This is a genomic window from Providencia sp. PROV122 (assembly GCF_028482365.1).
GTDB lineage: Bacteria > Pseudomonadota > Gammaproteobacteria > Enterobacterales > Enterobacteriaceae > Providencia > Providencia stuartii.
The window spans coordinates 1-15,268 of the sequence record NZ_JAMPQI010000043.1; the positions used below are offsets into that span (position 1 = coordinate 1).

Sequence of the window (15,268 nt, forward strand, 5' to 3'; positions counted from 1 at the left end):
TTATCTTCAGCACCATGGTTCAGTTTTGTAAGGATTACCACGGCGGGTATTGGGAATATTGCACCTTATCCAATGGTGGTGCTTTCATTTATCCCGATTTAAATCAAGAAAAAATGACATTATTTAACCCTCATAACGGCAATGAAGCGGACGTTAGTTGTGAAGCGGCAGGGATTGCTGTGTGCTTGATGATGTACAGTTTATGGTCATTTCAAATCGAGAGTGAATTATTAGTCGAACGCTTTTATCAATTACGTGATTATGCAGCGCAACACACTGAAAGTTCAGCCATCTTTCATCTAATCGATTAAATCCTACTTAATTCACTCTCTCAGTTTTACCTATCTACTTTATTTTCAAGGAAACTTATTATGACTCGTCTAGCTTCCCGCTTTGGTGCGGCGAATAGCATTCGTCGCGAGCGCCCGTTAACCATCGAAGAATTACTCCGTACTGTACCGAGTGTTTTCTCTGAAGAAAAGCACGAATCCAGAAGTGAACGTTATACTTACATACCAACCATTACTTTATTGGATAGCCTTCAAAAAGAAGGCTTCTACCCGTTCTTTGCTTGTCAGACTCGTGTACGTGATACCAGTCGTCGAGAACATACAAAGCACATGTTACGACTCAGACGCCATGATCAAATTACAGGTAGCCAAGTGCCGGAAATCATCTTACTCAATAGCCATGATGGCTCCAGTAGCTATCAAATGTTACCCGGCTTCTTTAGAGCCATTTGCTGTAATGGCCTCGTTTGCGGTGACACGTTTGGTGAAGTGAGAGTACCGCACAAGGGCGATGTGGTGAATAAAGTCATTGAAGGGGCTTATGAAGTATTAGGCACCTTCGATGCCATCGCAGATAAACGCGAAGAAATGCAAAGCTTGATATTACCCCCACCAGCACAACAAGCTTTGGCACAAGCGGCTTTAACTTATCGCTTTGGTGAGGAGCATCAACCGATTACCGAAGAACAAGTATTACAACCTCGTCGCTGGGAGGATAAGAAAGATGATCTGTGGACTGTGTACCAACGCTTGCAGGAGAATTTAATCAAGGGAGGATTGTCTGGTCGGAACGCTAAAGGTAAACGTGCTCGCACTCGTTCAGTGAATGGCATTGATGGCGATATTAAATTGAATAAGGCATTGTGGGTGATGACAGAAAAGATGTGCAATTATTTACATAACAATCCCATTTAGTGTACAATAATTAACCACAATATTAATGCTATAACTTGTTAATTAGGTAGCTTCATCATTTATAAATGATTTCTGTCTATAATTATGGCTACCTTGATTTTTTAAATTTTATAAGGAGAGTCTGAGTGGAATTAGGATTTTTTTTTTGGTGCTGGTGCAGAAATAGGATATGGGCTTCCTAGTGGGGGGCGATTCGCAATAGATATTTTTAGGCAAGATCCAAGCAAATATAAAATAGAGTTACGTGAGCAACTAAGAGCTCTAGATTCTCGTTCTGCTTATGCAAGTGATTGGTTGCCTTCTGAATATGCAGGTAAGAGCATTTATGCCTTTGGGCGAAATGAATTTACTAGTTTGATTGAATCTTCAATCGAGTATAAACGTACAGAGATCATCCGTAGATTAAATCAATTTGATCAGGAGTGTGATGCAGCGATTACTCAATTAGGTATTGATAAATCACAATTAGAACAGAAATTTACTGATGCGCTAGATTCGGGGTTTGGTGAAAGATTATATACTCATGCGATACGTCTTAATGAGTTGTTATCTAGGGATGTCCGTTTATTTGACTCGGAATATTATTCAGCCATGCTTGATGTTGTTAGGACATCAAATCAGAATGATGATTTAAAAAGATATGCGTCAGCATTTATGCAATTATTAGTTGGTGCGCATGGACAAGCTTTAGTGCAACGTCTCAATCAAGAACTTTTTGAAGAAGCGCCCGATGACTTACCTATTTTTGATGATATTGTTGGAATGTTTCGTATAGAGTTCAGCAGAATTGGTTCAACAGCTCTTGAGTTACTTTTAGAAGAGGATAGAGTTTTTGAAACAAACGATGATAGCACTGCTCTAACTTTGCTTTGCGCTATAGCCCAAAAAGTATTAGAAAATATTTTTACTACAGTATTAGATTACCAAAAACTAATTGATGACCATTTTCGTTATTTATTCTCTCCAGCAACGGAATGGGCTAAATTTACAAGGATGGTTATTTTCCTTAAAATAGCCCGTGATTATATTAGTTCACAAGCACCATCGATAGAGTCTCTTCCTGAGCAAGGTTATTATCATGATCTTGCTAGAGCGAACAATGGTATAGATATAACCGCTGTTGGAACAGCGAATTACAATAGTTTACTTGCTGGAATTTTTAGTCATTTATCTGTCAATTTACCAGAAATTATTCATCTTAATGGAAGTATTAATGATTATTATAACCCGTATAAAAACTCAGTTATTACTTGTCGATTAGAAGATTTAGATCAGGAACAAATTCATGTACCATTTATTTTAACTCAAAGTGGATTAAAGCCTTTAACGTCGGTTGAAATGTCACGTAGATATGTGACATTATTTGACAAATATGCTGATTCTGATGCAGTCGTTGTAGTCGGATTTGGTTTTAACAAAGATGATAGTCATATTAATGGGCTTTTTAGAGAGCTAGTCGAAAATAAAGGTCGTAGGTTAATTATTATTACGCTAAATACAGATGGAACAGCAGAAGAGCAAAAGCGGAAGTTAAGAAGTAAAATGCGTATTTCTCATGAATATAATCATTTAATCCATATTATTACAGTTGATGCTCAAACTAGAACACATAATGATACCTTGTGGCTTGATGCAGTAATCAACCTTGTCAATCAACTTAATGAATAGGGATTTTTTTGATTTGTGTATTTTTGAGGTTTGATAAAAGTAATAGGTATGGTCAGCAACGAGTCTATTCCATAATTTATTACCTAACGGAATAGACTCCGATTAGATAGTGAGTATACATTTAAGTATACAAAAATTTTTCTATTAATTTATATCAAACAAAAACAATGTATTGTATATAAAAATCGAGTCCGGCCTTCGCACCACTAAAGTGAAAATTAAGACGCTCAAGGCGTCTTTTTTTATGCCTGAATCTTAAGGTTACAAGGCTTTCCTCGCATTTTTAGTCAATGAATGTCAATCCAGCCCAACCTGTATGTGAGTATATCTGTCGCTTCGATAATATTTATTATGCATTATTGATGGCATTGCTAATGATAGTACATGCAGGCGCATCCTGTAGCGTAGGCACGTAGTTATCTATGTAACGCGAAATCATCTGAGATATCTCGTATATATACCCAGTCTGGGGGGAAGAGAACAAAGAATATGGCATTAACTGATACGAAAGTTCGTGCAGGTAAACCAGACGAGAAAGCTTACATACTGACAGACAGTGATGGCTTGTTTCTGTATATTCACCCCAATGGTTCTAAATACTGGCGTTTCCGTTTCCGCTTTGGCGGTAAACAACATTTGATGGCTTTTAGTGTATACCCTGAGATCTCTTTAGCAGATGCCAGAGAAAGAAGGGATGCTGCCAGAAAGCAAGTTGCTTTAGGTATTTATCCACGCGAACACAAGAAAGAATTAAAGGAAGAGCAGCAAAAGGAATTCAATACCGTTGAGAAAGTTGCTCGTGATTGGCACGCGACCAATAAAAAGTGGTCATAAGGCCATCCTTATCTTGTGATGTGTTTTGTTTTAATATTTCCTATGCTAGTGTTCTGCTTTAATAAAACAAGACACTTTAATAATGGAATATAATCCAATTATTGAGGTGTTAAATGAAAAAACGAACAAACAGAATTTATACTACTGAGTTTAAGCAAGAGGCGGTCGCATCAGTCACCGAGCCAGGCTATAGCGTGCCAAAAGCGGCAGCTTCTTTAGGGATCACCGATAAATTATTTTATAACTGGAAAGCAAAATTCGACGCTGAGCAATCGGGTAACAGCTTGAATTCAGATGATAGAGCTGAGCTATTAATTAAGGCTTCGAAAGGAAATTAAAGAACTTAGGATGGAGAAAGAAATCCTAAAAAAGCCAGCGCCCTCCTGCTAAAGGAAACCAAGTAGCGTTTAAAACGATTAAGCAATTATCTTCACAGTTTCCCGTGCTGAAGCTCTGCAATTTAATGAAAACAAGTCGTTCTGCCTATTACGCTTGGCTCAAACTTACTTCTTATCGGCATTACTTCAATTACATTAACTTTGGCCCCAATATGGATGGGCAATTTCATGGTGTTATCACTTGATTTTGCTACAAATTTTGAGTGGAAAACCTCAGCATATTGTGGGCAGAGGAAAATAAGTAATCCTAAAGAAAGATATTTTGGTTTTCATGCTGATAAGTATACTGTCTATTATTCTGATAGAAATGGAAAATGGGGGGTTGAAGAAATAAGATGTATAAAGAATCAAAACGGCGATGATTCTTTTATCAAGTTATCTATAGATGAAAACCCTATGCCTAAGTGGTTCAATGATGCAGAAAAAGATTAAAAGTAGATCACTTATACAATACAAGTTAATGTTGCCTTGTAAGGCATACTAAAGTTAATGATGTTGGTGAGCCCACCAGCATCACGATTAATGGGGAGTGGACAGATCGTCTGTAACCTAATCAGAATAACATTACATCTATAAAAATACATTGATGTTTGATTTTGAATCAAAAGTAAGATAAAAGAATATTAATCTATTTATATGATAAAGGTCAAATTATGACACCGGAAGAAAAGGAATTATACGGCTCGATGATCGATTCAGTCGTTAAAGATGTCGAGGATATCGCAAATACGGCTTATCTAGGCGGTAAAAGGTCTATTCGTAGAACCTCTCATATGTTTTTACATCGGGAAGATTTGGGCGATCAATACGATGAGATCCATGATGCAGTATATGAAAAATATGGTAAAAAAACTAAAGAAGAAGATGAGCGAATTTTAAGTTTAATTTGGGAGATTGTTAAGAATCCTGATATTATTATAGATGCCGTTGAAATAATTATTAATGATTTAATGGACTCATCTTCTGAAGAAAGAAAGAAGAAAATAAAAATTTATGCTGAAGCTACAAAGAATATGACTAACTCATTAATACAAAAACAAATGGTTAAGAAGATGTTAGTATATACGATTGCTTATATAATAGCCCAAAAGATAATCAAAGATATCACGAAGAATGCCTTAGTGAAAAGATTTATTACTTGGCAACTATCGGCTTTAACAACATATGGTCTTTTTGAACAAATGGTTAAAGCATCTGATAGATTGAAAATTAAATATCCAAGGTTATATTTAAAATTAAAATCTAATAATCTAGATCTTACTTATTTTTTTATTGAGCCTCATATGGGATCATTAATTGAATCTTACTATTATGGTGATAGTTCAGTATTTACGGATGAATTAATTCTTAAGCATTTAGATGGGTTAATTAGTGATGAAGAATAAAATAATTAGTGTTTTTAAAAATTCGATTGCATTTTTGTATAGACAATTTAGTGATCTTATCCATATAGCTATTACAGCAGTGCTATGTTATTTATGCTTTCTTTTTTCACCCACTCTGCCAATAGCAATAATAGGATGTGTTGTTATTATAATCGTTATGTTCTTACTTAGTATGTTTGTTTTTCCTTAAACAAATAAAAAAGTAGTAGTGTAGAAATACTACTACTTAAGGTTTATTAAAAAATATTATTCTCTTTAATACTATAACCAGATGTGCCCGCCATGTGATGGGTGCATGTAATATCTGAATAATTAACCGAGATTAGTTCTTCGGGCTGGCTCATGTTGTGGGTTAAACTATGTGGGTAACGTGTTGAAAAATCAACTATTTGTGCCCCTTGAATAAGGATTGAATAATATTTTTCTTGTTTCCCATCCTGCGAAGTCCGATAAAAATCAAATATTAGTTTGAGTACTTCATTATTTGATATGGCACTGAGAATCAATGGTGATGATTTATCTATAAGTTTTATAAAGTCTATTGGTAAATGATTGACATTTTGGTGTCTAGTAATGGAGTTTTTAAATTCCAAAATAAAAATTTGATCTTCTTTTCCTACTTGGCTCTTGTTCCCGATAGAGTCTATTGAAGAACATCCTCTGGAGATAAGACCTTGTTTGTTGCCTTCCATAGTAAGATAAATAAGGTTAGCCATAAAAATTATTCTCCTTGTTAATTTATGAATAAGGTATTACGATTCCATCGTATCACTAAGGTAAATTTTTATCATAGTAAATTGTTAAAGTATCACTGATACTTACTTTTTTACATATTTACGGCTAAAAGATCTTGATCTTTTTTTAGACCTCAGAGTGCTGAGTATACATTTAAGTATACAAAAAATTATCTGTAAATTTATACTGAATAAAAACAAAGCATTGACTATTAAAAGCGAGTCCGTCCTTTGCTCAAGGCGTCTTTTTTTATGCCTGAAATCTTAAGGCTACAAGGCTTTCTTCGCATTTTCAGTCAATGCATACCAGCCCAACACAACCCGCATCAACCTCCTTGTGAGTATATCTGTCGCTTCGATAATATTTATTACGCATTACTGATCCCATTTTGGCGACAAATGTCTTCCACTTTCATCCCTGAATCAGCGAGTTTTAAGATATTAGCGATTTGAGTCTCAGTAAAACGAACTTTTTTCATCATGACCTCTGCAATTTTTAGGGCAAAAAATCTAATTATAGCTGTCTCATTTTAGGGGATGTGGACAACGCGAAATCATCTGAGATATCTCGTATATACCCACTCTGAGGTGAAGAGAACAAAGAATATGGTATTAACCGATACAAAAGTTCATGCAGCTAAACCGGACGAAAAAGCTTACACACTAACTTTGTTAGTCTTTATTTGTTCTAGTGAATTGTGCTTTGCCCGCAGGGATGAAATTGATTTTGATAATGCCAAGTAGACGATCCCCGCGGAACGTGAAGCGATAGGTGAGGTTAAGCACTCTCATTGCTTTATGATAAATCGATCAAAACCGCTGTTGACGGTGAAGGTTTTTATACTACCTAGTTTAGAATGAGGTTATCTCAGCGACATTTAGCAGCGATGAAATCAAAAGAACCTAGGCACCTTGGGCTTACATTGACTTATCTGTTGAAATCGCTGAGAAAGTAGCAAAAGATCCAATTATAAATAAGTTGTCAAATAGAGGATTACTGGCGTTTATAGTAACTCTCTATATTATCCTTTCTAAAACTTACTATAATACTTCAGTTGACATTAATCATTATCACTTTTAGAGTAATTTGTTTCCTATTTTATTTTTAAAGTTTATTATCAATTATAATCAATCTTTTTTTGATCAATATTGGTTTTTTATTTTTATTGCGGAAGAGGGAGAAGGTGAATTAATACGAGTAAATTCTATTATAATGTGTAAATAATACTGAATTTTCAACCATTCATTTGTATTTCTTATGTGTCTGATTGTTTTTTGTGCTTTAAGATTGAGTTTGAAATTACAGGAGTAAATAATCACTATTCTGTTGGGTAAATAATTTTTGGCTAATTATCTTAACGGTGGATGTTTAACTATTTTTATTTCCAATAACGTGAAAAAATTATTAGATTTATAGAATTTCTGTATTGGTTAGTATTTTAAATTTTCTTAGTGGATAATGTTTTGGTCACGTTTTTTGATATTCTTATTGAAATAAAATTCTTGTTTTCTTTATTTTGTTTGTTGATCGTGTTTTTTAGTTTTACTTCAGCAATTTTTTTGTTTTTTTAATATATGCCTACTTTAGCTATTTATTGTAAGTTATTGTTTCTAAATTACATGTATTACATGTAATTTATTTATCGCATTATTCACCTAAATATTTCTTTTTATTTTAAATTAAAATCTAACTTTATTTATATTGTTAATTAATAAGGGATTTTTCTTTTGATCCCCTCTTATTTTAATCGAAAAAACCGATCGAAAACAAAAATACAATAGATTTCGACTATCAAAATTAGACAATTCGATCGAAAAAAACAATTTTTAACTCGAAAAATGATTCTATATCCTAATGTGAGTTGACGAATGTTTCTCTTATAAACAATACATAGAATAAATCCGCTAATAATAGTTAGAGAGGTTTAGAATGCGAGAGCGAAAATATGATTCGTTATCTAATAATATTGGCAGAATGCTGAAGTCTTATCGAAGAAGAACCGGATTAACAGGCAGCGAATTAGCCAAAAAAATTAATGTAAGTCAGCAACAAATATCCCGTTATGAAAATGGGGTTAATAATATAACATTCGATAAATTAATTATACTTTTTAATGCGCTTGAAATGGATGGGGCAGATGTTGAAATGTTTTTCGAAAAAATAAAGCGTTTTTTTGATTCTGATAAATATAAAAACACACGCAGAGAGTAATAAGGCATGGCAGATATTTAAATTTAATTGAATTACAGTTTTGTAATTTAATTAAATTCGAACATTTTAACTGTGTCTTTATTTAAATGGTACTAACCCTCCTCTATTGTCAAAGTTTTTGCAATAAATAAACATAAGGAAATTTTATGAAAGTTAAATCACTAGCACTTGTTATTGTTTCGGCTCTATCTTTAAGTTCAGTTGCTGCTGTTGCAGAAACGACAACAGTTAATGGCGGTACTGTGCACTTTAAAGGTGAGTTGGTGAACGCAGCATGTGCTGTTGATGCTAACTCTGTAGAACAAACTGTACGTCTTGGCCAATTCCGTACTGCTAAGTTAGCACAAGCAGGTGACACCAGCTCTCCAGTTGGTTTCAACATTCAATTGAATGATTGTGATACCACTGTTGCAACGTCTGCAAAAGTCGCGTTTAGAGGCGTAGCCGCAAATGCCGCTAACCCAACGGTTCTAGCTGTTGCGGGTTCAGCAGCAGGTTCTGCGACTAACGTTGGCATTCAAATTTTAGACTCCAAAAGCGTACCTCTAGATCTTGATGGTGCAACATTTAGTAGTGCTATCACTTTGAATGATGGTAATAACGTTCTGCCATTCCAAGCACGTTACTATGCACTTGGTGCAACAACAGCAGGTATTGCGAATGCTGACGCAACATTTGCGGTTCAGTACGAGTAATTATTGCGCGATGGATGAAGGGTGAAAAACCCAATAGGCCATGGACGGCTTTTTATAAACAAAACTAAAAAGGTGAAAGCTCATGAGAGGGCTGATACTTGTTCTACTACTTTTGGTTTCTCCGCTTATGGAAGCTGGAAATAAGTGGCAAGTCCAACTTCCAGGCGGAGGAATGCGCTTTCAAGGGGAACTGATTGCTGAAGCTTGTAGTGTTGAAACTTCAGATAGAAGTTTGATCGTGAATATGGGGCAGTTGCGCACCAATATGCTCAATGCATCAGGCCAAGATACAGACCCCGTGATCTTTGATATTCATCTCCGAGAATGTAGTGCTGTTGCTAGTGAATACGTCTCAATCACTTTTGCGGGTATTGCTAACGATAAAAACCCAGCGATCTTTGCTATTGATAATGGACCTAATACGGCAACAGGTGTGGGACTGGCTATTTTTGACTCAAAAGATACGTTGATCCCAATAAATAGTTCACCACGAAAAATAGAGCGAGTCAGTAACGGTGATATGACTTTACATTTTGTCGCGAAGTATCGTGCGACTAGCGACCAAATTACAGGCGGAAAAGCGGATGCTCAAGCACTGTTTTCGCTCACATATGAATGAATAAAAAGATCAAAAAAATGTCTGCGCGTATTTTTAATGTTTTTAGTAAAAGAAGGACAGATGTAACCATGAGAACAGGAACAACTCGTAAACTAATTACTGCGTTATTTATATTACTCTGCTCAAGTATATCAACTCAGGTATACGCAGGAGTTGCTTTGGGCGCTACGCGGGTTATTTACCCTGCAGGGCAAAAACAGGTTCAACTTGCTGTCACCAATAATGATGAAAAGGGCGTTTTTCTTATCCAATCATGGGTAGAAAATGCTAACGGTCAAAAAGATAACCAATTTGCTATCACACCTCCGCTGTTTTCTATGCAAGGTAAAAAAGAAAATACCTTACGAATTATTGATGCAACCAATAATCAATTGCCTAATGATAGAGAAAGCTTGTTTTGGTTAAATGTCAAAGCGATACCTGCTATGGATAAGTCAAAGCAAAATGAAAATACCCTGCAATTAGCGATTATCAGCCGTATCAAACTTTATTATCGTCCTACTGATTTGGCGATTGCGCCAGATAAAGTGGCTGAAGAATTACGTTTTAAGCGGCAAGCCGGAACACTGTTTGTCACTAATCCAACACCATATTTTGCCACGGTAGCTGAATTAAAAATCGGCTCGGTGAAGCTAGATAATGTGCTAGTACCGCCTTTCGGTGACGCGTCAGTAACCGTACCGGCTAATGCAAATGGTGAGATTTCCTTCCAAACCATCAATGATTACGGCGCATTAACCCCCAAAATGACGGGGCGTACTCTGTAAAAGCGGGTTTCTTACTTATAAAAAATAGCTAACTATCACTTTGAATTAAATAACTTACTGAGCGATTTAGCAGATCGGGTCGGAGGGAACATGTCATATCTGGCATCTGGAAAAGAGCCATTAATTTTGGAGAAGAAAACGTTTTTTGGCAATCTACCCGAGCGCCATTTTCCCTTAATTCCATTGGCACTCTTTATTGGTGTCTGCCTATACCCTACTTGGGCTGAGGCAGAATTATACTTTAACCCACGCTTTTTGTCTGATGATCCTTCTGCTGTTGCTGACCTGTCTGCTTTTGAACAAGGTCAAGAAGTACCTGAAGGCACTTATCGTGTTGATGTGTATCTCAATGATGGATATTTATCGATTCGAGATGTTCATTTTACTATCGATAAGAGTAGCAAAGAATTGTCGCCATGTTTAACGCTTGGTGAGTTAGCTAAAATGGGTGTGAAGACATTGGCCATTCCAAATGTCGAGACAATCTCTGAGGACACTTGTCAGCCTTTAAATACATTGATTGCTGATTCAACATCAAAATTTGATGTTGGCTTACAACGTTTATATATCACTGTGCCTCAAGTGTATATGAGGGATAGAGCGCGAGACTTTATTCCTACTGAGTATTGGGACTCTGGTATTACTGCAGGTCTTTTAAATTATAGCCTCACGGGAAGTCGTGCACGTAACCAAAATGGTACTCATAGCAGCTATACCTACCTGAATTTACAGAGTGGATTAAACCTTGGGCCATGGCGCTTGCGCGATAACTCCACATGGAGTCACAGTAGCGGTAAGACTAACAGTGAAACGCGTTGGGAGCATATCAATACTTATTTAGAGCGCGGTATCAATGAATTCCGCTCACGCTTAACGGTAGGTGATAGTTACACACTTGGTGATATTTTCGACAGTTTTAACTTCCGTGGTATTCAATTAGCTTCCGACGATAATATGCTACCGGAAAGCGAAAAGGGTTTTGCGCCTGTGATCCGTGGTATTGCACGAGGCACTGCTGACGTTTCAATTAAACAAAATGGCTATGAAATTTACCGGAATACTTTTCCGCCAGGGCCTTTTGTTATTAATGATTTATATGCGGCAGGGAACAGTGGTGATCTCCAAGTTACCATTACAGAGGCGGATGGTTCAATACAAAGCTTCACGGTGCCTTATTCTTCGGTGCCTTTGCTACAGCGTGAAGGGCATACTAAATATGCGGTTACAGTAGGTGACTACCGTTCAGGAAATGGGCAACAAGAAAAGCCGACCTTTGTACAAGGTACCATAATGCGTGGTTTGTCATATGGTTGGACGCTATATGGTGGAACGCAACTTGCAAATCGCTACCAATCTTTCAACGCTGGTATTGGTAAAAATATTGGTGTGTTTGGGGCATTATCCGTCGATATTACACAAGCTAATGCCAAGCTACCTGATGATAGTAATCATCAAGGACAATCTATTCGCTTCTTATATAACAAGTCACTGAATGAAACGGGAACAATTATTCAGTTAGCTGGTTATCGTTATTCAACTAAGGGTTATTACTCATTCGCGGATACCACCTATAAACGAATGGATGGCTATAACCTTGCAACACAAGATGGTGTTATACAGGTTACGCCGAAATTCACCGACTACTACAACTTAGCCTATAACAAACGCGAAAAAATCCAATTAAGTTTGACTCAACAATTGGGTGAACAATCGACGTTATATGTGACGGGTAGTCACGAAACATATTGGAATACTAATAAATCAGATAAGCAATTACAGGTTGGTATCAATACGTTAATCGAAGGGATCAATTGGGGCTTAAGTTACAGCCTATCGAAAAACTCGTGGCAGGATGCCAACGACCAAATGTTGGCCTTGAATGTGAATATTCCATTCAGTCATTGGCTGCGTTCGGATAGCCAATCTATCTGGCGTAATGCAAGTGCCAGCTATAACGCTTCACATGATCTGAAAGGCCGAGTCACCAATACGGCTGGTATCTATGGAACATTATTGGATGACAATAATTTAAGTTATAGCGTGCAAACAGGTTATGCCGGGGGTGGGGAAGGAAACTCTTCTGCAACAGGCTATACCTCACTCAACTATCGCGGTACTTATGGTAATGCCAACGTGGGCTATAGCTATACCAATGACTTAAGCCAGATGTATTACGGTTTAAGTGGAGGGATTTTAGCGCATGCTAATGGGGTCACGTTAAGCCAACCAATGAATGATACGGTGGTTTTAATTAAAGCGCCGGGTGCTGGGAATGTCAAAGTTGAAAACCAAACTGGTGTTACAACGGATTGGCGTGGTTATGCCGTTTTGCCCTATGCCTCTGATTACCGTGAAAACCGAGTCGCTCTTAATACCAATACATTAGCTAATAATGTTGATCTTGAAGATCCCGTCGTGAGTGTTGTACCGACTCGAGGTGCAGTAGTGCGTGCGGATTTCCATCCTAAAGTAGGTGTGAAAGTACTAATGACACTCATGAGACAGGGCAAACCTGTGCCATTTGGTGCAGTGGTAACCTCAAAAGGCAGTAATGGTGGCAGTATTGTTGCCGATGATGGGCTGGTTTATCTAACAGGGTTGCCACTGGCAGGGCAATTGGTTGCTCGCTGGGGAGATAGCCCAGATGCACAATGCCAAGTCAACTACACACTGCCTGAGCAAAGCCGGCAGGAAATACTCAGTAAGCATCGTGTAGAGTGCCTCTAAGGAGCAAAAAGTGTTTGATAAATTGAAGATTTTTTCTGCAACCTTGCTGACGTCGATCATGTTTTCTGCAAGTGCTTATGCAGCGGATAGCACGATCACTATTAAAGGCAATGTCAAAGACAACACTTGTGCAGTCGCACCGGGTTCTCAGAATCAAGTCGTTGATCTGCTAAATAATGCCGTTAGACAACTATATGCCATCGGTGAAGTGACACCACTTGTGCCATTCCAAATTGAGCTTACCCCTTGTGGGGCGTCAGTATTAGCCGTCAAGGTAGGATTTGTGGGCATCGCAGATGCAAACAATACGTCGTTATTGGCGTTAGAACCAGGAACTTCTAATGCTTCAGGAGCAGGGATACAAATTTTAGATGGCAGTAGAACGCCATTGGTACTCAATGCCAATAGTAATCAAATTGCATGGACACCATTGGTTGCTGGGCGAAGTAATACCTTGCAATTTTATGCGCGATTGATGGCTTCTAATTTACCTATTGTTGCAGGTCATGTACGAGCGACAGCAACTTTCACGCTTGAATTTCAGTAAACAGGGGATGCCATGATTGATAATTATTGGAAGAGGATCACTGCACTACTATTGGGGGTGTTATCAAGCCAGATAACCTCAAGCTATGCGGCGGATGCCACAGTCACCGTGAATGGTAGTGTGGTGGCAAAGCCTTGTACTGTAGCAACCACTACCGCCAATGTTGAATTGGGTGATCTATATACCCTCAATTTAATTTCTGCTGGCTCAGCCTCTGAATGGCATTCAATTTCATTGAATTTAGAGAATTGCCCGGTTGGTACATCAGCAGTGACGGCAACCTTTCAAGGGATCGCCGATACCACCGGCTATTATAAAAACCAAGGTACGGCAGGCAACATTCAGTTGCAATTGCAAAATAGTGCAGGAACAAATTTGAATAACGGTGCGCAGCAAAAATTACAGGTCAATGATTCTACCATGTCGACGAGTTTTCCATTAAGAGTCAGAGCATTAACAGTCAAAGGTGGTGCGACACAGGGAACTATCCAGGCAGTGATTGATGTCACTTACACTTATCAGTGAGTTAAACCATGAATGTAAAAAAAATGATTAAATTATTTTTCGCTAATCTGATTATTTATTTAGCCAGTATCTCTTCTGTGTATGCATTTACTTGTTATGACTCAACGGGGAATGTGTTGGATAGTCTTTCGGGGACAGCGACTGCGAACGTTTATGTTAACCTTCAACCGAGTGTGCAAGCAGGACAAAACTTAGTGGTGGATTTGTCACGATCTATTTTTTGTCGCAACGATAGTCCTTTAACTCGTAGGGACTTGGTGAGTATGAGACGAGGCTCTGCCTATGGTGGGGTATTGTCGAACTTTAATGGTTCATTACGCTATTATACGTCAAGCTATCCGTTTCCGTTGGTGTCACCGACTCATCAACAGAATTTCCCTTCAGGGAATTATACACCTTGGAACACTCAGCTATATTTGACCCCTATTTCAGCGGCGGGGGGAGTGGTTATCAATAAAGGCACTCGTTTTGCGACATTGGTGATGTACCAAGTTGGCTCTGCTCTTGTTGGTGGCGGTAATGTGGAGACGGCGACCTTTACGTGGAATTTATATGCCAACAATAATGTAGTAGTACCTATTGGTGGTTGTGATGTTTCTTCGCGTAATGTGATCGTTAATCTGCCTGAATATCCTGCAACTGCACCAGTACCACTTTCTATTTATTGTGCACGAAATCAAAATATTTCTTATTACCTGACAGGTTCGACGGATACTAGCTCTTCCATATTTGCGAACACTTTTTCGGGAACTAATGCGGCAAAAGGCGTCGGGATCCAATTAGTGCGTAATGGAAACGCCATCCCAACTAACCAAAACGTGCAATTGGGGGCTGTGGGAACATCTGCGGTGAGTTTAGGTTTGAGTGCACGATATGCACGTACTACAGGGCAGGTGACGGCAGGGAAAGTACAATCAGTGATTGGTGTTACTTTTATCTATGATTAAAGAGA

At 37.8% G+C, this 15,268-nt stretch carries 15 protein-coding genes and 2 pseudogenes; 15 read left to right on the plus strand and 2 right to left on the minus strand.

The genetic code is table 11. The features are described 5' to 3' along the window. The 7 genes and pseudogenes from PSE69_RS18980 to PSE69_RS19010 all read left to right on the plus strand — a co-directional run. Window positions 1–311 (plus strand): antirestriction protein (locus tag PSE69_RS18980; RefSeq protein WP_272675318.1); only part of this gene is annotated, 311 nt, incomplete at its 5' end. Between the two features lie 60 nt (window positions 312–371). After that, on the plus strand, window positions 372–1,205 hold the full coding sequence (locus tag PSE69_RS18985) for a DUF932 domain-containing protein (protein WP_129765365.1): 834 nt from the start codon (window positions 372–374) through the stop codon (window positions 1,203–1,205). Between the two features lie 294 nt (window positions 1,206–1,499). Continuing rightward, on the plus strand, window positions 1,500–2,873 hold the full coding sequence (locus PSE69_RS18990; RefSeq protein ID WP_207208926.1) for an SIR2 family protein: 1,374 nt from the start codon (window positions 1,500–1,502) through the stop codon (window positions 2,871–2,873). 489 nt (window positions 2,874–3,362) lie between these two features. Beyond that, window positions 3,363–3,704, plus strand: a pseudogene (locus PSE69_RS18995) (Arm DNA-binding domain-containing protein); the annotation flags it as partial. A 116-nt stretch (window positions 3,705–3,820) separates the two neighbouring features. After that, entirely contained in the window at window positions 3,821–4,045 is a 225-nt protein-coding gene (locus tag PSE69_RS19000; protein ID WP_072197236.1) for a transposase, read from the plus strand. Window positions 4,046–4,273: 228 nt separating this feature from the next. Continuing rightward, window positions 4,274–4,537: a hypothetical protein gene (locus PSE69_RS19005; RefSeq protein WP_076914553.1), complete on the plus strand. Its 264-nt coding sequence runs from the start codon at window positions 4,274–4,276 to the stop codon at window positions 4,535–4,537. A gap of 221 nt (window positions 4,538–4,758) precedes the next feature. Continuing rightward, window positions 4,759–5,490 carry a hypothetical protein gene (locus tag PSE69_RS19010; RefSeq protein WP_040132508.1) on the plus strand — a complete coding sequence of 244 codons (732 nt, stop codon included), beginning with the start codon at window positions 4,759–4,761 and terminating at the stop codon, window positions 5,488–5,490. Between the two features lie 236 nt (window positions 5,491–5,726). On the opposite strand, the gene PSE69_RS19015 is transcribed toward PSE69_RS19010, so the two are convergent. Further along, window positions 5,727–6,206 (minus strand): Hcp family type VI secretion system effector, encoded by a 480-nt coding sequence (locus PSE69_RS19015; RefSeq protein ID WP_040132507.1) that lies wholly within the window; start codon window positions 6,204–6,206, stop codon window positions 5,727–5,729. 389 nt (window positions 6,207–6,595) lie between these two features. Then, window positions 6,596–6,703 (minus strand): annotated as a pseudogene (locus tag PSE69_RS19020) (transposase); the annotation flags it as partial. Between the two features lie 1,451 nt (window positions 6,704–8,154). On the opposite strand from PSE69_RS19020, the gene PSE69_RS19025 reads away from it, so the two are divergent. From PSE69_RS19025 to PSE69_RS19060, 8 genes are all read left to right on the plus strand, one after another. Beyond that, a complete protein-coding gene (locus tag PSE69_RS19025; protein WP_014657375.1) occupies window positions 8,155–8,436 on the plus strand; it encodes a helix-turn-helix domain-containing protein in 282 nt (93 codons plus the stop codon). Between the two features lie 146 nt (window positions 8,437–8,582). Further along, window positions 8,583–9,131 carry a type 1 fimbrial major subunit FimA gene (fimA, locus tag PSE69_RS19030; protein ID WP_040132505.1) on the plus strand — a complete coding sequence of 183 codons (549 nt, stop codon included), beginning with the start codon at window positions 8,583–8,585 and terminating at the stop codon, window positions 9,129–9,131. 82 nt (window positions 9,132–9,213) lie between these two features. Then, window positions 9,214–9,750 carry a fimbrial protein gene (locus PSE69_RS19035; protein WP_004917443.1) on the plus strand — a complete coding sequence of 179 codons (537 nt, stop codon included), beginning with the start codon at window positions 9,214–9,216 and terminating at the stop codon, window positions 9,748–9,750. A 68-nt stretch (window positions 9,751–9,818) separates the two neighbouring features. After that, window positions 9,819–10,517 (plus strand): fimbria/pilus periplasmic chaperone, encoded by a 699-nt coding sequence (locus PSE69_RS19040; protein ID WP_036944095.1) that lies wholly within the window; start codon window positions 9,819–9,821, stop codon window positions 10,515–10,517. A 90-nt stretch (window positions 10,518–10,607) separates the two neighbouring features. Beyond that, window positions 10,608–13,244 (plus strand): fimbrial biogenesis usher protein, encoded by a 2,637-nt coding sequence (locus tag PSE69_RS19045; protein ID WP_004917441.1) that lies wholly within the window; start codon window positions 10,608–10,610, stop codon window positions 13,242–13,244. A 58-nt stretch (window positions 13,245–13,302) separates the two neighbouring features. Continuing rightward, complete coding sequence (locus PSE69_RS19050) at window positions 13,303–13,791, plus strand: fimbrial protein (protein ID WP_004917440.1); 489 nt, start codon at window positions 13,303–13,305, stop codon at window positions 13,789–13,791. Window positions 13,792–13,803: 12 nt separating this feature from the next. Then, a complete protein-coding gene (locus PSE69_RS19055) occupies window positions 13,804–14,316 on the plus strand; it encodes a fimbrial protein (protein WP_004917439.1) in 513 nt (170 codons plus the stop codon). An 8-nt stretch (window positions 14,317–14,324) separates the two neighbouring features. Then, window positions 14,325–15,263, plus strand: a complete 939-nt coding sequence (locus tag PSE69_RS19060; protein WP_036942797.1) for a fimbrial protein — start codon at window positions 14,325–14,327, stop codon at window positions 15,261–15,263. Window positions 15,264–15,268 lie beyond the last annotated feature (5 nt).

What these genes read in the sequence shown, in the direction of transcription:
- PSE69_RS19050 (WP_004917440.1), top strand. Translation starts at nt 13,303, where the DNA reads ATGTTTTCTGCAAGTGCTTATGCAGCGGATAGCACGATCACTATTAAA.
- PSE69_RS19035 (WP_004917443.1), top strand. Translation starts at nt 9,214, where the DNA reads ATGAGAGGGCTGATACTTGTTCTACTACTTTTGGTTTCTCCGCTTATG.
- PSE69_RS19040 (WP_036944095.1), top strand. Translation starts at nt 9,819, where the DNA reads ATGAGAACAGGAACAACTCGTAAACTAATTACTGCGTTATTTATATTA.
- PSE69_RS19000 (WP_072197236.1), top strand. Translation starts at nt 3,821, where the DNA reads ATGAAAAAACGAACAAACAGAATTTATACTACTGAGTTTAAGCAAGAG.
- PSE69_RS19060 (WP_036942797.1), top strand. Translation starts at nt 14,325, where the DNA reads ATGAATGTAAAAAAAATGATTAAATTATTTTTCGCTAATCTGATTATT.
- PSE69_RS19010 (WP_040132508.1), top strand. Translation starts at nt 4,759, where the DNA reads ATGACACCGGAAGAAAAGGAATTATACGGCTCGATGATCGATTCAGTC.
- PSE69_RS19045 (WP_004917441.1), top strand. Translation starts at nt 10,608, where the DNA reads ATGTCATATCTGGCATCTGGAAAAGAGCCATTAATTTTGGAGAAGAAA.
- PSE69_RS19015 (WP_040132507.1), bottom strand. Translation starts at nt 6,206, where the DNA reads ATGGCTAACCTTATTTATCTTACTATGGAAGGCAACAAACAAGGTCTT.
- PSE69_RS19055 (WP_004917439.1), top strand. Translation starts at nt 13,804, where the DNA reads ATGATTGATAATTATTGGAAGAGGATCACTGCACTACTATTGGGGGTG.
- PSE69_RS19025 (WP_014657375.1), top strand. Translation starts at nt 8,155, where the DNA reads ATGCGAGAGCGAAAATATGATTCGTTATCTAATAATATTGGCAGAATG.
- fimA (WP_040132505.1), top strand. Translation starts at nt 8,583, where the DNA reads ATGAAAGTTAAATCACTAGCACTTGTTATTGTTTCGGCTCTATCTTTA.
- PSE69_RS19005 (WP_076914553.1), top strand. Translation starts at nt 4,274, where the DNA reads ATGGTGTTATCACTTGATTTTGCTACAAATTTTGAGTGGAAAACCTCA.
- PSE69_RS18985 (WP_129765365.1), top strand. Translation starts at nt 372, where the DNA reads ATGACTCGTCTAGCTTCCCGCTTTGGTGCGGCGAATAGCATTCGTCGC.